Below are 22647 nucleotides of genomic sequence, written 5' to 3' on the forward strand. Positions count from 1 at the left end.
GCACATTCGTGAGCGTCGAACACGAGCTGCACCAACGCGGCATCCCCTATCACGTCTATGGCCGGCCGCCGCTGATGCGTATTCCCGAGATCAGCGCGCTGCTCGGTGTCCTCCAGTTGGCCAGTGGCCGCTGGAAAACCTTGGATGCCGACCAGCTCCGATACGTCATCAAGAGTTTGCTGTACCGCCCTACCCTCTACTTGGACAAGGCAGCAATAAACCGCGTCGTAGAGTTCGTCGTGCGTCAGCCAGAACGCCTTGTTGAAGCCATCCGCTCGACCATCACACTGCAAACCAAAGACTATCAAGCCAACCAGATTCGTGACCGTGCGGATTTGCTTGAGATCCTGGCGACCGCCACCGATCCGCAGGAAAAGGTGCTCACCGTCCTGGATCGCTATCTGCTGGCAACGGAGTTCGAACGCAATATCGAAAAGCAGTCCCCCACCGCGGATCAGGCGGCTGCCGTCATGGCGAACGTCCAGGCCTTCCGGCTCATTGCCAGCCGGCATGAAGGCAGCATCGATGCGTTTCTGGATAGCATCGACCCGCTCATCGACTCATCGGCCATGGAGCCCCCCACAACGCCACACGTGTGGATCAGCTCCATTCATCGAGCGAAAGGGGCACAGTGGTCGAGGGTCTTCGTACCTGGAGTCGTGAGAAGCGGCTTTCCCAGGGACGACCTAAGCGCCGATGAAATCGAGGCAGAGCGCCGGCTGTTCTACGTGGCCATCACGCGCGCCGTCGATGAGGTTTTCATTGCTCACCCCAACGACTTGGAGTTTCAGCGTAGCCTGGAGCGCCCGGATATCACGGAAATGCATCCGGAAACGAGCTCCGTATCTCGCTTTCTTTGGGAGATGGACATTGCCTTAGCTCGGCATGCAGGAGCCGCTGTTGAAGAAGAACGCTTCGCGGCCCTTGGAGAGGTAGACCGTCCCGAGATCGCGAATACCTATTTCACGACCTTTCCCTTCTCTAAAGACTGGCGCTATGCAAAGCGCCCACAGCCGTCCTCACCCACGTCCATGGGAGCAAACCAAAACTTCTTCGGCGCGGCAAAAGGAACGCGGGTAATTCATGCCATCTTCGGGAGTGGAACCATCGACAGATGGATCGACGATCGCGTTCTGCGAGTCGTTTTTGACGATGGGGATACGCGTCTACTGGTGGCCAGCATGGCGCCGATGGAGATAGCGTCGGCATAAAATAGATTTGAGATCGCATTTAAATAGTTGATTGCGCTTATTCACAGTTCCATCCTCCTTTCGCAGGTAAACATCGCTCAAAATCGAGAGCCATACATCTGCAACGCACATGAATACATACCCTATGGGCTACGAAGCGTACTTTCACATAGACTCGGACATCTCGCAAAGGACAGAGCAACAGAAAACCAAATAAAAAGCCACTCTCAAAAAGAGAGTGGCTTACCTAGGGATATCTTCGCGGGGAACCCCTCGGCAGAGAAATAATATCATTATTTCACAAAGAAATCCTCACGACAGGGCTTATGCCGAGGAACAATTTATATTAAAATTTATGTAGGCCACGAGAACAGTGGCCTTTGGAGTTAAAGCCCAAACTGAGGTGCACTATGAAAAACCTTATCGCAGCCATTCTCTGTACATTCACATTGAGTGCTTGCTCTACCGAATACCTGATCATGACCAATGATGGTCAAGTACTGACTACCGCCGACAAACCTCGACTAGACAACAAGACTGGGATGCTCGAATTCAAAGATAGTCAGGGCAAAAACCAACAGATCCCCCAAAGTAGCGTTAAGCAGCTAATCGAGCGTTGAGGATAGGACTCCGTTAGATACTGGTAATCCAGCCAAAAGCCAAGAACCAGGACTTACAGATCTTATCCAAAAATTCTACGGCGTGCAAAACTGCTGAGGACCGCATTACAACCATAGGCCCTATCCTAAGCACCGTTATGCAAGGATAGGGCGCCCCTCTCAGCCTTGAATCTTCAACCTACAGCCACTTTAAAACAGCATGGCAGCCAATCTATCTAAGACTGCCAACCCCAAACCAACATCAATTGACGCAGAAACTCTACCAGAATCTCTTGACATCCAAACAGCATGAAGGAAACCAACCTCGCACTCGAACATTACCACAGGCTGTATATTGGCCGAACAACAGCACGGCTATCGATCATTAATAACTGATTCCGCAAACAGACGCCCTTTTTCTGACAATCTATATTCAACAGAGCTTTTATTGTTATTCCGCAAAAACCTAGAATTTGAAGTATGCATCCGCCTATCAAGCAACCCCAATGAAAACAGATCCAAAAAGTAACTATCCGGCGAAAGCGGAAGCCATACCCCTAATGAACTTGGCCGGACCCACTCCCCTGCCAAATAAACAGCACATATGATAACCACATGATCTTTGCCAATCTTTTCCATCATGGATCCTGCAAAAAACCAATTAGAGCATTTTAAATTCAAAACAAGCCAAAAATAATTCAAACAAATAGAGTCACGCCATCTGCCCGATAGTTCGACGAAAACGCCAAAGCGCCGAAACAAAGAACACTAGCCCAATAATAAAGATCGACGCAAATTGCCCCCAAACTATTGCAAAACCAGCCCCACGAAACAAAATAGCTTGTGCCAACGTTACAAAATGTGTAGTCGGCGCGACCAACATTATATTCTGAACCAACTCAGGCATGCTCTCTCGAGGAGTTGTCCCGCCTGACAATATCTGTAATGGAATCAATATTATTATAACCAGAAGCCCCAACTGAGGCATTGAGCGAGCGACAGTCCCCAAAAAAATCCCCATTGAAGTTGTAGCAAATAGATGGATAGCCGCCCCCGTTAAAAAAAGCAAAAAAGACCCACTCAATGGAACACCAATCCATGTATGCACAACAAATAGCAAAGATGCAGCCGCAGCCGTGAGCACGACCACTCCCATCGACCAAACTTTAGCCAACATAATCTCAAATGCAGTCAGGGGCATTACTAGCAAATGCTCGACCGTACCATGCTCACGCTCCCGAATAAGAGCGGCCCCAGTAAGGATTATCGACAGCATCGTGATCTGATTTATAACCTCCATTACAGCCCCAAACCAAGCCTGAGTTAAATTTGGGTTAAACTCTGAGCGCACAGCCAACCTTATGGGCAGAGGCTGCTCCCCTCGATAGCGATTAACAAACTCCCTTATCTCACTATCGATGATGCTCTGTATATATCCAGCACCAGAGAAAGCCTGAACTGTTTGGGTCGCATCGACATTTAACTGAATCTTTGGATTGCGACCAGCGAGCACATCTCTCTGAAAGTCTGGTGGAACATCAAGTGTAAAGCTGTACAACTCAGTATCCATCCCATGGTCCATTTCGACTTGGTTTATCTCAGACGGAGTCTGAAAGTATGGCTGCTGGAAGGATCTTATTATTTGCTTTGATAGTTGAGACTGATCTTCATCAACCACAGCAATAGAGGCGTGATGTAGCGTCTCAGGCACTCCTGTTGCGGAACTGTATACGCCAAATGAAAATGCCCATGCAATCAGGATCAACATTGCATAGTCACGCCCCAGACTGTGGAACTCCTTGATACCAAGGTTGAAGATGTTCGCTAACTTCTTCATGTATTAGATCTCCTGCTTCTTCAGGAGGCACACACTTAGCAGCGTCAGCATCAGTATCATAGCTACCAATGGTAGGTAATAACCCCATAGATCAGAAATACCTAACGCTTTTGAAAAGACACCACGACTAATAATCAGGAAATGCGAGGTCGGATACAGCTTGCCGATTAACGCAGCGGCACCTTCCAGCGAGGATACTGGATGGATCAGCCCGGCGAACTGAATAGCCGGAATCATAGTGGCGATCGCAGTGCCGAACACCGCAGCTATCTGGCTCCTCATGAAGGTAGAGAGCAGCAATCCTAGACCTGTGCTGGTAATCACGTAGAGCAGCGCTCCCAGAGTCAGTGCCAACAGACTGCCCTTGAGAGGCACGTGGAACAGTAGCACCGCCATGGTAAGCATTAGTACGAAGTTAATCATGCCCATACCGATGTAGGGCAGTTGCTTGCCAAGCAAGAACTCCAGGCGAGTTACTGGAGTGACATATAGGTTGGTAATTGAGCCCAACTCCTTCTCACGCACCACTCCTAAGGCGGTGAGCATCGCTGGGATCATGATCAGCAGCAACGGAATCACCGCCGGAACCATGGCTTTAAGACTCTCCACGTCAGGATTGTATCGGTATCGTACCTCTACACCTGCTGCTGCACTGGACTTGGAGCCAGCATTTTCACGTGATAGTTCAGCTAAATAGCTAGTATGCAACCATTGAACGTAACCTTGGACAGTAGTAGCACGAGTTGGCATGGCACCATCTATCCAAACTCCGATGGTTGGAGTATCTCCACGCTTTAAGTCACGACCAAAATTTGGCGGTATTTCCAATGCCAAACTCAACTCTCCGCTACGCAAACGCTGGTCAAGCTCTTCTGGAGTTTGGATCGGGTTATGTTCAATAAAGTAGCGCGAACCCGCGACATTGAGTACATACTCTTGACTATTGGTAGTCTGATCACGATCAAGCACTGCAAAAGAAAGATTTTCTACGTCTACGTTAATCCCATACCCAATAATAAACATCAGCAATCCCGTTCCCAATAGTGCCAAGGTCAGACGAACTGGGTCACGACGCAACTCCATTGCCTCACGGCGGGCATAGCTAAGTAGACGCAGCCAGCTAAAGCGATCATTCCCCCTATATTTAGCTGATTTAGTTGTCTCAGAAGGTTGTTCCGGCGTGGTCTGTGCCTCAATAGTTACAGGTCCTCCAGCTGCCTCCTCCAAGTAGGCGATGAAAGTGGCCTCCAAAGTCGGCAGACCGCGCTTCTCCATAAGGCCTTGGGGAGTGTCACTGTCGAGAACCCTGCCTGCATGCATTAGTGAGATACGATCACAGCGCCTGGCTTCATTCATGAAATGGGTGGAGATAAAGATGGTCACACCATCGTTCCGCGAAAGCTCCACCATCAGCTCCCAAAAACCGTCACGAGCAACTGGGTCAACGCCTGAGGTAGGCTCGTCGAGGATCAGGATTTCCGGCCTATGGATAACTGCCACCGCTAGTGATAAGCGCTGACGGATACCTAGCGGTAAACTGTCAGGTAATTCGTAACGGACCTTATCCAAGTCGAAGCGTTTAAGCATTTCCTCAACCCGCGGGCCAATCTGCTCGTCCGGCAAATGGAATAGCTTGGCGTGCAATTCGAGGTTCTGCAGCACTGTCAACTCGGCGTACAGGGAGAAGGCTTGGGACATGTAGCCAACTCGCCGGCGCGTCTCCATGTCGTTAGGGTCCACCGGCTGGCCAAACAAGGCACAGCTACCCTCGCTGGTCGGCAGCAGGCCAGTGAGCATCTTCATAGTGGTGGACTTGCCGCAACCGTTGGAGCCGAGAAAGCCGAAGATTTCCCCGCGCTCGATACGGAAGCTGACGTGGTCCACCGCAACGAAATCGCCGAAGCGGCAGGTCAGCCCTTCGGCCTCGATGGCAATCTGCGGCGCGCCGTCACTCTGTGGGCGAGGTGGAATGACCAGCTTGTGGTGACCGTCGCGTTTGCTCTCGGGCAGCAGCGCGATGAAGGCCTCTTCGAGATTCTGCGTGCCAGTCTGCTCACGTAGTTGGGCGGGCGTGCCGGTAGCGAGCACCTTGCCGTCGTCCATCGCCACCAGGTGATCGAAGCGCTCGGCTTCCTCCATGTAGGCCGTAGCCACCAGCACGCTCATCCCTTCGCGGCCGGCGCGGATGCGCGCGATCAGCTCCCAGAACTGGTTGCGCGACAACGGGTCGACGCCAGTGGTGGGTTCGTCGAGGATCAGCAGGTCGGGATCGTGGATTAGCGCGCAGCACAGCCCGAGCTTCTGCTTCATGCCGCCGGAGAGTTTGCCCGCCGGGCGTTCGGCAAAGGGCGCAAGGCCCGTGCTGTGCAGCAGGTCGGCGATGCGCCGCTCGCGCTCGACCTTGTCGTGGCCGAAGAGACGACCGAAGAAGTCGACGTTCTCGAACACCGAGAGCGTCGGGTAGAGGTTCTTGCCCAAACCCTGGGGCATGTAGGCGATGCGCGGGCACACGGCGCGGCGGTGGCGCATGTCGCGCATGTCGCCGCCCAGCACTTGGATATCTCCATCCTGCATCTTGCGAGCACCGGCAAGCAGCGCGAGCAAGCTGGACTTACCAACACCATCAGGGCCAATCAAACCAACCATGCGATTAGCCGGAATGTCCAAGCTGATATTGTCTAATGCTCGGGTCTCACCATAACGCAGCAAGACACCGTTCAAAAGCGCTACGCAGTCGGCAGAGGTCATTGCGGGACCTTGATCTGCAAGTCAGTTGGCCACTCACACTGTGGAGCGAGGCGGAGGTAAGCCATGCCTGGAACGCCGGTCTTCACGTAAGTTATGTACTTCTCTAGCAGAGCCGGATCAAGGCGCGCCTTGATACGGAACATTAGCTTCTCGCGCTCGTTGGCAGTCTCCACAGTTTTGGGTGTGAACTGGGCAACGCTGGCCACGTAGGACACCTTGGCTGGAATCACGTACTGCGGTAACGCATCGATCACCAGGCGCACTTCCTGGCCGAGCTCGACCTTGCCGGCCTGGCCCGAAGGCAGAAAGAAAGTCATGTAGACGTCGGCCAGATCGACCATATTGAGCAACTTGCCGCCAGCGGACAGAACCTCACCCGGCTGCGCCACGCGGTACTGCACGCGACCATTGCGCGGGGCCTTGAGCAGGCTGTCGTCGATATCCGCTTGCAGGCGCGCGGTGCTAGCGGTAGCCGCTTCGATGGCCGATTGCGCCTCGACCACCTGGGAGCGCGCGGCGGCGATCCCGGCCTGAGCCGAGACTACCTGCGAGCGCGAAGCAGCCAGAGCGGCCTGCGAGCTCTGCATCACGGCTTGATCATCATCGAGTTGTTGTTGCGGAAGTGCGTTTCGCTTGACCAACTGCTCGGTGCGACTGAAACGCTTCTGCGCAGCTGTGAGCTCAGCCTGACGCTGCGCCACCACCGCCTCAGCGGTGGCCTTCTCACTCATCCGCTGGGCCACCAAAGACTCAGCAGTGGACTTCGCATTCTGCGCTCGACGTACCTCTGCTTGCGCCTGAGCCAACTGAGCTTCGAGAACCTGAGTATCCATTTGCGCAACCACTTCGCCACTTTTAACGGAGTCACCCTCATCAACGTTGATTGATGCAATTCGACCAGGCAGCTTGGTAGCTACATCTACTTCAGTAGCTTCTATTCGTCCGTTAGCAGCAGCAAACTCCCTACCAATAGCACTAGGCCTCAACATTACCCATACAAGAGCAAAAACCGCTATACAGGCCAGAAACAAGAGAACACGGAGTAGCCATCTCCTACCTACCTTCATCACTCACCCCGAACCAAACCGAACCAAAAAAACGAAACACGCCCCTAAAAAACCATAAAACTCAACCAGATCACCAAACACACAAACTACAACGCCCTCCCAAAGTAAGGGGAAACACACCGACAAATACTACGAAGGTTAAAGTCACTAAACCCAGAGAATTACACCCACTCAGCTCCGTCTCAACACAAGAGTGAACCAAACCACCGAGGCATAGGCAACGTCCCCTGGCGCCAAAAAAACGTCTGCAGAAACAAATTCTATAGACAGAAGGACTATGGACATACTCACAGCATCCAGATATACATATATAAACGCACAAGAGTCGCCCCCAAAACAGGAGCAGCGAGTGGTGAGCAGGATAAGTACCAGTCTAACCGTCCAGCTAGTGAGCATCCTTGCCAGTGAAAGTCTCGACACAGAGCGACTCTGCAAAGAGTCAGGAATAGATATCGAAGAACTAAGCTCACAAAGCAAATTCATCTCAAGATCTAGCGTTCTTCAACTAATGGATCTAGCAGAAATCGAGAGCAGCAACCCAAACATTGGACTGAAAGCCCACCATCAACTTCTTCCAGGTGCATTTCAACTAGTAGGATATGCAATGATATCCAGCGCCAACTTAAAAGATGCACTATTGGCACTAGTTCGCTTTTCCACGCTTCTAGGAAACGGCTTTACCATCAAACTCACACAAGAGAAGAGTGGAATGCGCCTGTGGCACTCTGACAACTCAGAAGGCAAAGCAAAGAAATCTCGAGCATTTAGCGATGTAATACTATCATCAACCATGGGACTATGCCGTCGAATGACAGGAGGAAGACGTCCCATAGCACGAGAAGTCGAGTTTATCTACCCCATGCCAAAAGACATCTCAGAGCACCAACAGATTTTTGATTGCACCTTACACTTCGACAGAAATCGAAATAGCATCCTATTTTTTCAAGAAGCACTATCTATTCCCCTAAGCACTGCAAACGAGGCACTCGCGGTACTCCACGAAAGTCTGGCTGAACATCAAAAACACCATTTAAATAATGGATATTTCAGCGAGCGCACACGATCCTCGCTCATCAAGCGACTCGGGAGCTCCCCCTGCGACATAGACTCCGTAGCAAAAGAACTTAACACCAACGTTCGAATCTTGCAGCGCGAACTTGCAAAAGAGGGAAATAACTTCAAAAAAATACTCGATAGCACTCGAAAAAAACTAGCCGAGCATTATTTAATAAATTATCTATCTTACTCGCTAGAGCACATATGCACCTTGCTAAGCTTTAAAGAAATCAGCAGCCTTCACAAGGCCTGCCTACGCTGGTTCGGCACTCCACCAGGGAGCTTTCGAAGCACCAACGCAGGAACGAACCTACCTAGGGATGGTCTGAAATAGTCCCGTACTTCCGAGCATCCCTAAAGCAAACCCAGATCGCCTTTTTGTGAAAGAGCAGTGAGAAACCCATTAAGCCACTCATGACGACTACAAAGCCCCTCCACAGTCGAATGAGAGTATGGGCAGTCAAAAATTGTCAAACCCAACAAACCAGACTCATATCCAACATCGAAAGGCTTTCTGAGCTCAAATCCAGAGCAACCCTCAAACTCATAGTCATCTAACATTGGACACCTCAAGTTTCTCGGACATAATTATCCAGCAGGCACCTACCACAAAAAAGCCAAAACCACGCTCACCAACTAACAACTCCACCGAGACTCTTTCGTAGACCATGAGCCAATAGTATATTTCTTTGACCATTCCAAAAACTGAAGAGTTAGCACAACACACCCCAGCATCTTATTAAATGGCCTTACACCATAAAAGACTGCTCGCAACCACACTATTGGGACCATGGATATCCGTTCTACCGCTACCCCGTAGACAAGTGCTACTTACGCCACTGCCAGCGAGCAACACGTCGACCAAATTCGCCCGGGAGCAATCAACCAACCCTATCGACTCAGAGGCCGAGCACATAAAGCTTATTCAGCTGACATTGCCTTTACTGTTGAACATAGCGGCCAGGCGCACGCTCAAGCGGTGGGTATTCGGCACTGCCCAGCATACTGGTGGCAGTCTTGCGTGGACCGGCATAGCCAGACAACCAAGTGAACCAATCGCTCCACCAACTACCAGAATGGTGCTGAGCTCCCTGCAGCCAATCGTCGGGCACTGACTCTATGCGATCATTGGTCCAGTAGTGCCGCTTCTGTCTAGCTGGCGGATTGATTACTCCGGCGATGTGGCCGGAGGCGCCGAGGACGAACCGCTTTGAGCCTCCCAGCAATGCCGTACTGGCATAGGCGCTGCGCCAAGGCACGATGTGGTCGTCGTGAGTACCCAGGATATAGGCCGGAGCATCTATAGCGCGCAGATCCAGCTTGACGCCGCACAGATCCAACTCCCCCGACTTGAGGTCGTTCTGCAGGTAGGTGTGGCGCAGATACCAACAATACAGAGCCCCCGGCAGATTGGTGCTGTCGTTGTTCCAGAATAACAGGTCCAGAGCAAGCGGCTTCTGCCCCTTGAGGTACTTGTCTACGTTGTAGTTCCACCACAGCTCGTTGGGCCGCAGCAGGGAGAAGGTATTACCCATGTCCTCGCCGCGGAACAGGCCATATTTTCCACCATGGCCACCGACGGTGCGCTCACGGAAGGCCACCAATTGCTCATCGACGAAGACGCTGATCGGCCCGGTATCAAGGTAGTCAAGAAAGGTGGCGAATAGACTCAGGCTGGCAATATCGTGGTCGCCACGCGCTGCCAGCACCGCTAGAGCGCAGCTCAACATGGTGCCGCCAATGCAGAACCCCAAACAGTTCAGATGGCGCTCACCGCTGATGGCCCGGGTAGTGCGCAGGGCGCTGATCACTCCGTCCTGGATGATCTGCTCCCAAGTGACGTCGGCCTGTTCCTGAGTGAAGTTGCGCCAGGACATCAGAAAAACTTGATGACCTTGCTCCAACAGATGGCGGATTAGAGAGTTTTCCGGGCCGAGGTCGAGGATGTAGTATTTGTTGATCGCCGGCGGGACAATGAATACTGGCCGCTGGTATTGCGTTTCGCTGAGCGGCGAATACTGGATCAGTTGGAAAAGAGGGGTTTCCAGCACTACGGCACCCGGGGTGGTGGCCAGATTCACACCGACTTCGAAATCGCCCAGGTCACATTGACGCAACTTTCCTTCCTTCAGGTCACTAGCAAGATGCAATAGGCCACTTAGAAGGCTGCCGCCCTGGGTTTCTACCAAGCGTTGTAGAGCATCGGGGTTGCTCAGCAGAAAATTACTGGGAGCACTTGCTGCAATCGCTTGTTCGATAAGGTAACGAAGGCGCTGGCGCGGCTTTTGCTCATCGATGGGGAGGAGTTCCAACAATTTCAGCAGGAAACCGGAGTTCAGAAGGTAGAAGGCAGCCAGAGAGCCGAACAGCGGTTCGCTCCAGTTGTCGCTAGCAAAGCGACGATCGTTGAACACGAACGGTTGACAGGTCAGCAGTTGCTGGCCAAGTTCGGCCCACTGTTGTTGGTAGCCAGCCTGCAGCTGCTCCAACGCCTCGACAGGTACGTCGAACCACCGGCTTTGGTCATGGCCGCTGAACCAAGCATTTTGCGCCACATATAAGCGCAGTTGCTGCAGGATGAAGCTGGCGACAAAAGGCGCCTGACCCGACCAGTAGTGAGCAAAGGTGTGTCCGTTGTCCATGGCCTCTCCGGGAGTATGAAAACAAAGGCCGCACCCGGTGAGGGGCGCGGTGCGATCATGTCTGACGTAACCGCACGGCCAGCCTGGCGGTGCGGGTGCAGGGGGGGGCACGTCCGGCAGAGTCGCGAAAGTGTCATTCAGCGCTCGATGGCCAGCGCCACGCCCTGACCGCCGCCGATACACAGGGTAGCGAGGCCTTTTTTCGCGTCGCGCCTGAGCATTTCGTGCAGCAAGGTTACCAGTACGCGACAGCCGGAGGCGCCAATGGGGTGGCCGAGGGCGATAGCGCCGCCGTTGACGTTGACCCTGTCAGCATCCCAGCCTAGCTCCCGCCCCACAGCCAGGGCCTGGGCGGCGAAGGCTTCATTAGCCTCGATCAGATCCAGCTCGGCCAGACTCCAGCCCGCCTTCTTCAGGCAACTGCGAGCGGCCGACACAGGACCGATACCCATGATCGCCGGGTCGACGCCGGCATTGGCGTAGGCCGCGATCTTCGCCAGCACTGGCAGACCGAGCGCTGCGGCCTTCGCAGCACTCATCAGCAGTACCGCGGCGGCGCCGTCGTTGAGACTGGAAGCATTTCCGGCGGTGACGCTGCCGTCCTTCTTGAAGGCCGGTTTCAGCTTCCCCAGCGACTCTACAGTGATGCCGGCGCGTGGTTGCTCGTCGGTGTCGAAGCTCAGCACCTCGCCCTTGCGCTGCGGAATACTCACCGGGACAATCTCGTCGCGGAAGCGCCCGGCCTCAATGGCAGCCGCGGCCTTCTGCTGCGAGGCGGCTGCGAATTCGTCCTGGGCTTCGCGACTGATGCCGTACTTATCTACCAAGTTCTCGGCGGTAATACCCATGTGGTAGTTGTTGAAAGCGTCCCACAGGCCGTCGACGATCATGCTGTCGACTAGTTGCGCGTGCCCCATATGCAAGCCAGTGCGAGCCTTGGGTAGGACGTAGGACGACAGGCTCATGTTCTCCATACCGCCGGCAATCACCACCTCGGCATCGCCACAGCGGATTGCCTGGACGCCCAGGTGCAGGGCCTTCAGGCCCGAGCCACAGACCTTGTTCAGGGTCATCGCCGGCACGGCGTGCGGCAAGCCGGCGATGACCGCTGCTTGGCGAGCGGCATTCTGCCCAACACCGGCAGTGAGTACGTGGCCGAGAATCACTTCATCCACCTGACCGCTATCCAGAGCAGTCTGCTCGAGCAGGTGGCGGATCACCGTGGCGCCCAATTCAACGGCGGGAGTGCCGGCCAGACTCCCCTGAAAAGCACCGATGGCGGTGCGAGTGGCGGCAACGATAACGACTTCGATCATCTGGAACGCCTCATGTCACAGCTGAGCGAGGGTGCGAATGGCGCATCACTGCATGTTCATGCCGCCATTCACCGAGAAGTCGGCGCCTGTGGCATAGGCAGACTGATCGGAGGCCAGCCAGGCCACGATCGATGCAATCTCCTCGGGCTGGCCGAGACGGCCGACAGGGATGCCGGTGATCATGCCCTCAAGGATGTCCGGGCGAATCGCCGCGGTCATGTCCGTCTTGATGTAACCAGGAGAAACCGTGTTAACAGTCACGCCCTTACCACTCACCTCGCGAGCCAAGGCCATACTGAAGCCATGAATGCCCGCCTTAGCCGCAGAGTAGTTAGCCTGCCCGAACTGCCCTCGTTGACCATTGATCGAGGAGATGTTGATTACGCGCCCCCAGCTTTTGGCCAGCATGCCTTCGATGACCTGCTTGGTGGTGTTGAACAAGCCGGTAAGGTTGGTATCGATTACCGCCCTCCAACTCTCCAGAGACATCTTGCGGAAGGTGCCGTCTCGGGTGATGCCAGCATTGTTGACCAACACATCAATCGAACCAACAGTCTCTCGCACCATTTCAAAGGCTTGGCGGGTACTGTCCCAGTCAGTGATATCGCAATCGATACAGTGGAAGTGAAAGCCTGCATCAAATTGCTCGGAGATCCAGGAGGCCTTACGTCGGGAGCAAGGGCTACATCCCACAACCACGATGAAGCCGTCCAGATACAAACGCCGACTAATCGCCGTACCAATCCCCCCCATACCACCAGTGACCAGTGCTATACGCGCCGGATTGTTCGAAGTATTCAACAATCACTCCTCCTTAAAACTGAGAAGTAAGTGTCCTGCGCATCGCAAGCATAGGCAATGTTCCCCGATGACGGGGAATTGTCCCTGCGCGCCATAACTGGCGCGTCTCGACAATAACTCAACCAAGTTTTGATCTAAGTCATTAATAATCACCTTGCAGACGTCTAATTTCCACACTTCATCTCCACAGAGAAACGACGCAGAGGGGCGCATGTACAGGATCAGTTCTAGTTATGTCAGGATGCTGGTAGATATGCTGCAAGCAGAGGGACTGGATGAGGTGAGCCTGTGCCACAAGGCCGGAATCGATATGAGCTTGCTGACGCAAACGGAAGCATTCTTTTCACGTGCAAGCGCGTATCGCTTGATGGAGCTTGCCGAGTGCGCCTCAGGAAACCCGAACCTAGGCCTCAAGGCTGGTGCACATTTCCATCCTGGCAGCTTTCAACTGGTAGGCTACGTAATGATGTCCAGCCCAAATCTGAAGCAGGCTTTGGAGCACCTAGTGCGATTTTTCCCCCTGCTTGGCAATGGCGTCACCCTACTATTATCTCCGGAGCAAGAGGGGCGTCTACGCTTGATATATCTAGAACATCTTGAAGAGGGCATATCCAGGGGAAGAGCGTTTGAGGATGCCGGTGCCACTGCACTACTGGAGTTCTGCCGCTGGCTTACCGGCAGCAGGCCACCACGACCGCTGCAACTCGACTTCGTCCATAGCAAGCCGCAGAATATATCCGAATACCAACGACTGTTCGGTTGTTCACTGCGCTTCGGCGCCCAGCACAACAGTGTCTTGTTCGATCAGCAAGAGTTGCTGCGTCCATTAAGTACCGCGAACGAGGCACTGGCTCTGCTGCATAATCGATTCGCTGAATTTCGCTTGGGGCAGTTAGTTGGCACTTCTCTGGCTGGACGCGTGCGCGGATTAGTCGTTGAACGTCTAGGCCAAGATGGATGTGACATGGAGTCTATCGCTCAGGCTCTCTACATGAGTAAGCGAACTCTACAGCGATCCTTGGAGAAGGAAGGAATACAGTTCAAGGATATCCTCAGCGACGTTCGCCGGCAATTGGCCGATTATTATCTACGTCGCAGCTCATGCACTCTGGATCGGGTAGTCGAAAAACTCGGATTCCATGATCAGAGTAGCTTCCATAAAGCCTGCCTGCGTTGGTTCGGACGCCCCCCTGGACGTTACCGGCAGGACGAAGGCGAGCAAAATATGCCTAATGAAAATGCACCAACCACTACTTATCAGACTGATGATCAGTGAGGGTGTGCAGAATTTTGTGTAACCGGGTTGGGGTTACTGCTGTGGCAGTCTGTCTTCGTAGCTGATCGTAAAGCGCGTCAACGCCGCCTTCCAGTCACGGATCAACAGGGGAATAAGCCACGGTTTTTGGTAATTTTTCGCAGGCTCATGTTCACCGACACGATGGCGTTGGTGGTGTAGATGACCTTGCGGATCTCCGGCGGGAAGTCGAAGAACGGCGTGATCCTGGCCCAGTTGCGCCGCCAGGACTGACCAATCGGCAGGTAGTCGTCATCCCACTTGGCCTCGAATTCACCGAGGCGTAGCTCGGCTTCGTCAGCCGTGCTGGACTGGTAAATCCGCTTCAGGTCAGCGGCCACCTCAGCCCGCCGCTTCCACGACACGTAGTTCAGGCTATGCCTGACCATGCGCACGATGCACAGCTGCACGCTGATCTGCGGGAACACCGCCTCGATGGCCTCGGGAAGCCCTTCAGGCCATCCACGCAGGCGACGAAGATGTCCTGCACGCCACGGTTACGCAGCTCAGTCACCACCTGCAACCAGAACTTCGCACCCTCGTTCTGGGCGATCCACAGGCCAAGGATTTCTTTCTCGCCGGCCAGGTTGATACCCAGCGCCAGATACACTGCCTTCACTCGCACGGCGCCCTCGCGCACCTTGGTGTGGATGCAGTCGAGATAGACGATGGGGTAGACCGTATCGAGCGGGAGCGACTGCCAAGCCTTCACCTCATCAGCCACAGCATCGGTCACCGAGGAGATCAGGCTGGGCGACATCTCGGCGCCGTACATTTCCTGCAAGTGCGCTTGGATCTCGCGCACTGTCATGCCGCGGGCATAGAGCGAGAGGATCTTGTCGTCGAAGCCCGTCCAGCGGGTCTGGTGCTTCTCGACGATCTGCGGATCGAAGGTGCCATACAGGTCGCGCGGCACTTCGATGGGCAACTCGCCGAACTCGCCCTTGAGTTTCTTCTTGCTGAAACCGTTGCGCGTGTTACCAGCGGGGTTGCTGACCGGCTGATGCTTGTCGTGGCCCAGGTGGTTAGCTCCGTATCCAGTGCGCGCTCAACCAGCTTCTTGGTCAGTTGCTTGAGGATGCCGTCGGCACCAATCAGGTCTTCAGGTTTCTGGTACTTGGCCAGGAGCTGATCCAGCAGCTCGTCAGTGATGGGGTGTTGCGTCTTGCTCATGGTGTCTCCGGTTCGGAGCGAAAGTGTCGCTCCGAACCGGAGACACAAAAATTCGGACACCCTCAAACTACCGCAAAAGAAAACACTAAACCCCAATTCGTGCGACGATAACATCTATCGTGAGCGCTGCAGCCGAAGACGAGCCTTGAGCACCTATACTCTTATGGTATTCAATCTATACGAGTGCGAATCTCAACCAATCTACCATTGACAAACCGAAGATACTGGTACGCGCCATTACTAGGGCCGTACACCCACATCTCAATTGCCGCCCCCCCTTTCACAATAAATCCATTCGAGTCAAAAGATGGCCCTAAAACTTGTCGCTGCCCGGGCTTCCCACATTTCCTGATCACATCAACAATCAGATCCCCTTCACTTACCAAATTACTACCACAGCGCATTGTGGCCGCTAGGGCAGATCGCCCCAAAAGCGCGAACATGGCAAGTGCCGAGACAAATAAAAACTCTTTAACCCTCACATTAACACCCTCAAACTTACAGATCACCACAACGCTATTAACAGACCCAAAGAAAGAACAACAAGAGCTAAATCAAGGTACCGCCACACTGAGTTAGCTTATCCTTAATAAAGGCGCATCCCGCGCTTGCTGGCTTTGCACGATGCGCCAATCAACCAAGTATATTCAATCCACCATCCACGAAGTGCACGCCGCCAGTTTGGCCCTGACTGGCGTCACTGACCAGCCAAACGCAGAAGCCACCGATATCCTCCAAATTGACCAAGCGACGCAGGGGAGCACGATAGGTCGAGGCTTGTAGCAAATGATCAAAGTCTCTTAGTCCGGAGGCCGCTCGAGTCAGCATAGGACCAGGAGAAATGGCATTCACCCGGATATTACGCGCCCCCAACTCGGTAGCCAGATAGCGCACGCTGCACTCCAGAGCGGCCTTGACCGGCCCCATCAGGGCATAACCCTCGATCGTCTCCTGGGCGCCCAGGTAACTCATGGTCACCAGACTGCCGCCCCGGGGCATCAGCGGCTCGGCCAGGCGCGCCATGCGTATGAAGGAGTGACAGGAAATATCAATGGCCTGCAGGAAGCCGGTACTGGAACTGTCCAGTAGGCGCCCGCGGATTTCCTCCTTGGGCGCGCTGGCCAGGCAGTGAACGACGAAGTCCAGCGATCCCCATTGCACTGCGAGGCGCTCGAACAGAGCGTCCAGCTCGCCGGCCCGGGTTACGTCCAGGGGCATGCGCACACTGGCCTGCACCTGTTGCGCCAGGGGTTCGACATGTGCCCTGGCCTTGTCGTTCAGCCAGGTGACGGCCAGCTCTGCGCCCATTTCATGCAACGCCTGAGCACAGCCCCAGGCGATCGAATGCGGGTTGGCGATGCCGACCACCAGGCCGCGCTTACCGGCCAGAGACAGGCTTTCCTTGATGCTCATAAGTGTTGATCCTGATACAGACGCCAGGCATGACGGGCGATGATGCTCTCTTCGTCGGTGGGGATGACCCACACGGCCCGTGTGCTGGCGGCGCTGGATATGCGCTCGGCGTTGCATTGGTTTGCCGCCTCATCGAGGCGCAGCCCAAAGAGTGGCGCGAGATGCTGCAGTACCTGGGCACGCAGCGCGGCATCCTTTTCGCCGATACCGGCAGTGAATACCAGCGCGTCCAGCCCACCCAGGCACGTGGCAAGCCGACCGATTTCCTGGGCGATGCGGTAGGCGTAGTAGTCGATGGCAAGGGCTGCGCGCGGGTCGTCGCTGGCGCGCAGATTGCGCATGTCGCTGCTAACCCCGGAGATGCCGAGCAAGCCCGACTGCCGATACAACAGCTTCTCCAGATCACGAACCTGCATGCCCTGATCCAGCAGGTACAGCAGTACGCCGGGATCCAGGGCGCCACAGCGGCTGCCCATGGGTAGGCCGTCTAGGGCGCTGAAGCCCGTGGTCACCTCGACGCTGCGGCCGGCCTCGATGGCGCACAGGCTGGAACCATTGCCCAGATGGGCGATGACCAGCTTGCCGGCAGCGAGTTCTGGTGCTCTGTCGATCAGGCGCTGGCTGACATATTCAAAGGACAAGCCATGGAAGCCGTAGCGGCGAACACCCTGTTCGTACAGCGCGTAAGGCAAGCCGAAGAGCAGGCTCATTTCACTGCGCCCGGCATGGAACGCGGTATCGAAACAGGCGACCTGAGGTAGATGCGCATTGTGCTCGAGCGCTGCTTGGATAGCTGCCAGATTGTGCGGTTGATGTAGCGGCGCCAGGGGTTCCAGCGTCCTCAGGCGCGCCAGAGTTGCAAGATCCACGCGTACCGGGTCGCTGAATTCCATCCCACCATGCACCACTCGGTGGCCGATCAGCGCCGGTGGGCGACTCTGCAGGCCTTCCTTCAGTGCGCGATAGACCTGCTGGAAAGCCGCCTTCATGTCGGCAACATGCTCCGGCGCAAAGACTACGTCCTGCACCACCGTTCCATCGGGCATGACGATCTGGAGGCGCGGTGCCACGCCAATGCCGTCCAGCTTGCCGCGCGCCAGCAAACGTGGCTGCTCCTCTCCTTGGCGGCCGGCGAACAGGCCGGTTTTGATGCTCGACGAGCCAGCATTGACGGTGACGATCAGTTCGTCTTGAACGGGGCTCATGCGGGCACCCCCAGGCGGGTGCGCCGCGCTTCGGCGAGCAGCACGGCCAGCCCGCAACTGGCGATGCGAGCCCGGGGGCTGTCGGCGCGGCTGGTGAAAATGATCGGCACGCGGGCGCCGAGGACGATGCCGGCCGCCTCGGCGCCGGCCAGATAGATCAGTTGCTTGGCGAGGATGTTGCCCGCTTCCATGTCCGGCACCAGCAGGATGTCCGGATCGCCGGCGACGTCTGAATGAATGCCCTTGACTCGCGCAGCGTCGGCGTTGATCGCGTTATCGAAAGCCAGTGGCCCGTCGAGCAGCGCGCCGTCGATCTGCCCGCGCCGGGACATGATCACCAGTGCGGCGGCTTCCAGGGTCGAAGGCAGCTTGGCCGTGACGGTTTCCACCGCCGACAGCAGCGCTACCTTAGGCCGGTCGATGCCAAGGACGTGCAGCATCTGGATCGCATTGCGGCAGATATCGGCCTTGTCCTCCAGGCCGGGAAAGATATTGACCGCCGCGTCGGTGACGAACAGCGCTTTGTGATAGCTGGGCACGCTCATGGCGAACACATGACTGAGGCGCCGTTCCGTGCGCAAACCTCTTTCGCGGTCGGCCACAGCATGCAGCAGTTCATCGCTGTGCAAGCTGCCTTTCATCAGCAGCTCGCCACGGCCCTCGCGGATCAGGGCGACGCCACGCTCGGCTGCGGCGTGGCTGTGTGGCACGTCCTCCACGGTCAACCCATCGATATCCAGGCCGGCCTTGCTGGCGGTTGCCGCGATCTTGTGACGCGGGCCTACCAGAATCGGGGCGATCAGTCCGGCCTGGGTGGCCTCCAGCGCCCCGCGCAGCGCGTTCTCCTCGCAAGGATGCACAACGATGGTGGGTAGCGGGCCAATTTCGGCGCAGCGGTTCAACAACTGCTGGTAGTGATCCTGGCTCATTCGGCGCTGCCTCCTTTGTCCTTGCTCGCGGGGACATGGGCGGGCACGGAGCGGGTCGCCTTGGCGCGTCCCGTTTTTTTCACCGCGGCCACGGGGTCCTTGCTCTCGGCCGCCACTGGGGGTGGGCTGGTATCGATCTGCGCCTCAGTAGGCTGGGCAGAGTTTTTCTTCCTTGGCTGTGCGCCGGCCTTGGGTGCATGGGCATCCGCCTCGGGGAGGAGCTGCCCTGACGGGGCTTGTTCTGGCGCGCTGTCCACAGCGATGAGCGGAACGGGTGGCCGTGCGAAGGCCGGCAGGGGGTGTTCAAGCAGGTCGTGCAAACGGCGCCAGAGTTCGCCCACTGCGCCCTCGGCGTAGAGTAGTTCGGGCACGAGGTGCACGGCGGCTGCCAGCACTGCCTCACGCTGCCTAGCCTCGGGAAGCAACAATGGCAACATCTTCAAACTCTCTTCGGGGAGGGCGAAGACCAGTAAATCCTGCAGGCGGACGCTGTCACGCACGGAAAGCGGGTCGATGCCGAGTTGTTGCGAGAGCGCGCGGGCCTGCTGGGCGAGCTGTTCGATACGTTCCTTGCCAAAGCTGCCGCTTGCATGCGCGAGCAGGCAGAGAATACGAATGAGCGCTTCCTGCTCCCCACCCTTGAGAAGCGAGTTGTGCAGATGCTCGACCAGAGCCTTATCGCGCTGCTCTACGTAGCTCTGCGGCGAGCGTGGTGTCTGGCCGCCAGTCAGGGTGCTAAGCCCACCGTAGAAACTATGGAAGAGCATCTCCCGGACCGCGTCGCGGACGTCACGATAGCCATCGAGCAGAGCCTCGACCGAGCTGGAGAATGCCTCTTGCCAGCCGAACAGGGGATTGTCGGGTGATGCCGGGCGGCGATTGGCGCGCGTCAGGGCTGCATGGCCCGCCAGCCACCAGAGGGTTGGATTGAGACTGCTCCAGACGACTTGCTGCTGGTGGAACGGATGGCTCTTGCGCAAGCATTCGGCGAGTGGTTCGTTGATCGCCCTGTGCATCCAGGGACGCACGAACCAGTCGTAGAGAGTACTGTTGAATCCGGAGACGCGATCGACCAGGGCGAATTCACGTTCGTCGCTAAGGCCATCCTCATCGTGGTCGAGAATGTCGGCTATGCACCGGGATTCGAAATGTACCTGATACGCCTGGTCGTCACTGGCGGATGCCGGCAGGTCGTCGATCACCAGCTCGTACAGTCCTGGCGACAGCAGGGTGATGGCATCGATGGCGCCGAGCAGTTGCCGGTGTTCACGACGGGCGACCTTGCCGGAGACGAAGATGCCCAGGTGGCCGATGCTGGCGTGCTGCAGGTAGACGATAGTGCGCCCAGCGTTGCGCAGTGCCAGGTCGCTGGGATAGACGTCGGCTATCCAGTTCAGTGCCTGCTGCGGCGGGGTTATGTTGTCGCCGTATGAGCAGAACACCACCACGGGCGCCTCAATGCGTTTCAGGTCGATGCTGGTGGTCCTGCGCCCGGAACCACCAGCCAGGCGGTTGCCGATGAACAGGTCGTCGACGATCACCTCGATCTCCTCGCTGTTGAGCAGGGTTGGGCTGCCCCACCAGCGCTCGAAATCGAGGAAGCGCGGGGTTTCGGTATCGACGTTGCTGAACAGCTTGTAGTACTTGCTCCAGTAGGTATTGGCCGGGTTCAGGTTCTCGAAGTTGCTAACAAGCCAGGTGCCGTCGAAACGGCCATTGCCCAAGTCGCTGCCCAAGCGGGTCATCCAGGCGCCGCCGAGCAGACCGCCGGCATAGCGCATCGGGTTGTGCCCGTTGACTCCAGCCCAGTAGGACAGCGGCGCACCGTTGATGATCACCAGCCCTGGCAGTTCCGGACGTGCCGCGGCCAGTCCCATCAACGCCCAGCCGGCCTGGCAGTTACCAATCACCACAGGCTTGCCGGACTCCGGATGGCGCGCGCTGACTGTTTCGATGTAGCGGGCCTCAGCATCGGCGATGTCAATCAGGGTCTGGCCGGGTGCGGGTGCATGGCTGAAAGCAATGAAATAGGTCGGGTGCCCGGCGCGCAGGCTTTCGCCGATTTCAGAGTCCTGCTTGAAGCCGCCGATACCGGCACCGTGACCGCCGCGCGGGTCGATGACGATGACCGGCTGGCGCGTGGCATCGCTCGGATGTTCATCCCCTGGAAGGATGTGTAGCAGGGAGTAGTTGACCGGGTGGGGCAGGTCATGGCCGTCGATCAGCACCTCATAGGGAAACTTGAGCAGCAGGGGATAGCCGGCGCGCTCGTGGGCCAGGGTATTGTCGCCACGTTGGCGCAGTGCATCCCAGAACAGCAGGCCTCGCTGTCCGAAGTCGACCAGGTATTCCCAGCAATCGCCTGCGCTGGGGACACGCAGGCGACCTTCTCTCAGGGGCGCGAGCAGCGTCTCATGGCGTTGGCCAAAGGCATCGAGCAGGAGCTTCCCGTGCAGCTGCTGTAGGCGTCCGAGGTGTTCGAACAGATTATGGAATGAGGAAAAACTCTCTTCTCGCTTTGCAAAAAAACTTTCCTGGCTCATGAGCGTTTCCTATATCAGGGACGCGGGCAAGGCCCTCGTTAGACTCTCTCTGGATAGAGAAGACATGGCTTTCAGGCTCAGTTTTATAGCGAATCACTCCAGCTTGGGCAAAGTTTTTTTGCATCGCAAAAAAACGCTTGCGAGCTTTTCTTGTGCAATGCAACAATTTTGCTAGCGCAGCGGCTCCATCATGGATGGTTTTCGCGTGCTAGGCCGCAAGCGGCCTTCCCCATTGCCAGGAGACCCGACTATGTCTTTTTTCGATTCGGAAAAACTGCAAAGCGCACAGAAAGCCAACCTTGACCTGTTGCAACAGATCAGCGGCAAAGTATTCGAGAGCGTCGAGCAGCTCAGTCAGTTGCAATTCAAGGCGCTACGCGCTTCCAGTAGCGAGCAGTTCGACAGCCTGCGCAAGCTGCTGTCGGTGCGTGACCCGCAGGCCTTCGCCGAGTTGCAGACGTCCTTCACTCAGCCAGTTGCTCAGGCTGAGCGCCTGCTGGAGTTCAATCGAGAGGTGTATGACCTGGTCTCTAGTACTCAGACGGATATTGCCAAGCTCGCCGAACGCCAAGTCGAGGCCGGTGCCAAGCATGTGCAGGAATTGGTGGATGTCATCGCCAAGAACGCCCCAGCGGGCGCAGAGCCGGCGGTAGCCGTCCTCAAGTCAGCATTGGAAAGTGCTGGCAGTGTCTATGAAAGCGCACAGAAAGCCGCCAAACAGGCAGCCGAGATCGCCGAGAACGGCATCGCAGCCGCCGCTTCCGCGGCAGGTCAGGCCACCCGTGAAGCCAGCAAGACTGCGGGCGGGCGCAAGTAAGGCAAGGCAAGGCAACT

The 22647-nt window shown here is 56.1% G+C and carries 16 protein-coding genes and 1 pseudogene; 5 read left to right on the plus strand and 12 right to left on the minus strand.

The genetic code is table 11. The annotated features are described in order from the left end of the window. The first annotated feature begins 8 nt into the window (after positions 1 to 8). Entirely contained in the window at positions 9 to 1211 is a 1203-nt protein-coding gene (locus tag P3W75_RS04590) for a 3'-5' exonuclease (RefSeq protein WP_276226190.1), read from the plus strand. Between the two features lie 389 nt (positions 1212 to 1600). Further along, complete coding sequence (locus P3W75_RS04595) at positions 1601 to 1810, plus strand: YgdI/YgdR family lipoprotein (RefSeq protein WP_079382993.1); 210 nt, start codon at positions 1601 to 1603, stop codon at positions 1808 to 1810. 691 nt (positions 1811 to 2501) lie between these two features. Here P3W75_RS04595 and P3W75_RS04600 read toward each other — a convergent pair. From P3W75_RS04600 to P3W75_RS04610, 3 genes are read right to left on the minus strand one after another with little or no spacing between them, the layout of a single operon-like run. Then, positions 2502 to 3626 (minus strand): ABC transporter permease, encoded by a 1125-nt coding sequence (locus P3W75_RS04600; RefSeq protein WP_276226191.1) that lies wholly within the window; start codon positions 3624 to 3626, stop codon positions 2502 to 2504. 3 nt (positions 3627 to 3629) lie between these two features. After that, the gene (gene rbbA / locus P3W75_RS04605) at positions 3630 to 6374 is read right to left on the minus strand and encodes a ribosome-associated ATPase/putative transporter RbbA (RefSeq protein WP_276226192.1); all 2745 of its coding nucleotides are present in this window, start codon (positions 6372 to 6374) and stop codon (positions 3630 to 3632) included. Continuing rightward, entirely contained in the window at positions 6371 to 7441 is a 1071-nt protein-coding gene (locus tag P3W75_RS04610; RefSeq protein WP_430765338.1) for an HlyD family secretion protein, read from the minus strand. Before P3W75_RS04610 ends, rbbA begins: the two co-directional genes overlap by 4 nt. Positions 7442 to 7793: 352 nt before the next feature. Here P3W75_RS04610 and P3W75_RS04615 point away from each other — a divergent pair, with 352 nt between their 5' ends. Beyond that, on the plus strand, positions 7794 to 8831 hold the full coding sequence (locus P3W75_RS04615) for an AraC family transcriptional regulator (protein WP_276226194.1): 1038 nt from the start codon (positions 7794 to 7796) through the stop codon (positions 8829 to 8831). A gap of 607 nt (positions 8832 to 9438) precedes the next feature. On the opposite strand, the gene phaC is transcribed toward P3W75_RS04615, so the two are convergent. From phaC to phbB, 3 genes are all read right to left on the minus strand, one after another. Then, complete coding sequence (gene phaC, locus P3W75_RS04620) at positions 9439 to 11139, minus strand: class I poly(R)-hydroxyalkanoic acid synthase (protein ID WP_276226195.1); 1701 nt, start codon at positions 11137 to 11139, stop codon at positions 9439 to 9441. A gap of 137 nt (positions 11140 to 11276) precedes the next feature. After that, positions 11277 to 12455: an acetyl-CoA C-acetyltransferase gene (locus P3W75_RS04625; RefSeq protein ID WP_276226196.1), complete on the minus strand. Its 1179-nt coding sequence runs from the start codon at positions 12453 to 12455 to the stop codon at positions 11277 to 11279. A gap of 45 nt (positions 12456 to 12500) precedes the next feature. Then, complete coding sequence (gene phbB / locus P3W75_RS04630; RefSeq protein ID WP_276226197.1) at positions 12501 to 13256, minus strand: acetoacetyl-CoA reductase; 756 nt, start codon at positions 13254 to 13256, stop codon at positions 12501 to 12503. A gap of 211 nt (positions 13257 to 13467) precedes the next feature. Between phbB and P3W75_RS04635 the strand changes: the two genes are divergently transcribed. Next, positions 13468 to 14532: an AraC family transcriptional regulator gene (locus P3W75_RS04635; protein ID WP_276226198.1), complete on the plus strand. Its 1065-nt coding sequence runs from the start codon at positions 13468 to 13470 to the stop codon at positions 14530 to 14532. Positions 14533 to 14565: 33 nt separating this feature from the next. Here P3W75_RS04635 and P3W75_RS04640 read toward each other — a convergent pair. From P3W75_RS04640 to P3W75_RS04665, 6 genes and pseudogenes are all read right to left on the minus strand, one after another. Further along, positions 14566 to 15723, minus strand: a pseudogene (locus tag P3W75_RS04640) (IS256 family transposase). 170 nt (positions 15724 to 15893) lie between these two features. Then, a complete protein-coding gene (locus P3W75_RS04645; protein WP_346429849.1) occupies positions 15894 to 16166 on the minus strand; it encodes a DUF2845 domain-containing protein in 273 nt (90 codons plus the stop codon). Between the two features lie 190 nt (positions 16167 to 16356). Next, entirely contained in the window at positions 16357 to 17136 is a 780-nt protein-coding gene (gene fabI, locus P3W75_RS04650; RefSeq protein WP_034076227.1) for an enoyl-ACP reductase FabI, read from the minus strand. Further along, positions 17133 to 18341, minus strand: coding sequence for an acetate/propionate family kinase (locus P3W75_RS04655; protein ID WP_276226199.1), 1209 nt, complete (start codon positions 18339 to 18341; stop codon positions 17133 to 17135). The genes fabI and P3W75_RS04655 overlap by 4 nt, the downstream gene beginning before the upstream one ends. Then, the gene (locus tag P3W75_RS04660) at positions 18338 to 19270 is read right to left on the minus strand and encodes a phosphate acetyltransferase (protein ID WP_276226200.1); all 933 of its coding nucleotides are present in this window, start codon (positions 19268 to 19270) and stop codon (positions 18338 to 18340) included. Before P3W75_RS04660 ends, P3W75_RS04655 begins: the two co-directional genes overlap by 4 nt. After that, complete coding sequence (locus P3W75_RS04665; RefSeq protein ID WP_276226201.1) at positions 19267 to 21813, minus strand: DUF3141 domain-containing protein; 2547 nt, start codon at positions 21811 to 21813, stop codon at positions 19267 to 19269. Before P3W75_RS04665 ends, P3W75_RS04660 begins: the two co-directional genes overlap by 4 nt. Before the next feature lie 250 nt (positions 21814 to 22063). Between P3W75_RS04665 and P3W75_RS04670 the strand changes: the two genes are divergently transcribed. Continuing rightward, on the plus strand, positions 22064 to 22630 hold the full coding sequence (locus tag P3W75_RS04670) for a phasin family protein (RefSeq protein ID WP_049271024.1): 567 nt from the start codon (positions 22064 to 22066) through the stop codon (positions 22628 to 22630). Positions 22631 to 22647 lie beyond the last annotated feature (17 nt).

The sequence above is a fragment of the Pseudomonas citronellolis genome, from assembly GCF_029335315.1.
In the GTDB taxonomy this organism is placed as follows: Bacteria; Pseudomonadota; Gammaproteobacteria; order Pseudomonadales; family Pseudomonadaceae; genus Pseudomonas; species Pseudomonas citronellolis_A.

Bases quoted from the DNA above. Each gene is read 5' to 3' on its own strand.
- P3W75_RS04595 (WP_079382993.1), top strand. From the start codon at position 1,601: ATGAAAAACCTTATCGCAGCCATTCTCTGTACATTCACATTGAGTGCT.
- P3W75_RS04600 (WP_276226191.1), bottom strand. From the start codon at position 3,626: ATGAAGAAGTTAGCGAACATCTTCAACCTTGGTATCAAGGAGTTCCAC.
- rbbA (WP_276226192.1), bottom strand. From the start codon at position 6,374: ATGACCTCTGCCGACTGCGTAGCGCTTTTGAACGGTGTCTTGCTGCGT.
- P3W75_RS04610 (WP_430765338.1), bottom strand. From the start codon at position 7,441: ATGAAGGTAGGTAGGAGATGGCTACTCCGTGTTCTCTTGTTTCTGGCC.
- phaC (WP_276226195.1), bottom strand. From the start codon at position 11,139: ATGGACAACGGACACACCTTTGCTCACTACTGGTCGGGTCAGGCGCCT.
- P3W75_RS04625 (WP_276226196.1), bottom strand. From the start codon at position 12,455: ATGATCGAAGTCGTTATCGTTGCCGCCACTCGCACCGCCATCGGTGCT.
- P3W75_RS04635 (WP_276226198.1), top strand. From the start codon at position 13,468: ATGTACAGGATCAGTTCTAGTTATGTCAGGATGCTGGTAGATATGCTG.
- P3W75_RS04645 (WP_346429849.1), bottom strand. From the start codon at position 16,166: ATGTTCGCGCTTTTGGGGCGATCTGCCCTAGCGGCCACAATGCGCTGT.
- fabI (WP_034076227.1), bottom strand. From the start codon at position 17,136: ATGAGCATCAAGGAAAGCCTGTCTCTGGCCGGTAAGCGCGGCCTGGTG.
- P3W75_RS04655 (WP_276226199.1), bottom strand. From the start codon at position 18,341: ATGAGCCCCGTTCAAGACGAACTGATCGTCACCGTCAATGCTGGCTCG.
- P3W75_RS04660 (WP_276226200.1), bottom strand. From the start codon at position 19,270: ATGAGCCAGGATCACTACCAGCAGTTGTTGAACCGCTGCGCCGAAATT.
- P3W75_RS04665 (WP_276226201.1), bottom strand. From the start codon at position 21,813: ATGAGCCAGGAAAGTTTTTTTGCAAAGCGAGAAGAGAGTTTTTCCTCA.
- P3W75_RS04670 (WP_049271024.1), top strand. From the start codon at position 22,064: ATGTCTTTTTTCGATTCGGAAAAACTGCAAAGCGCACAGAAAGCCAAC.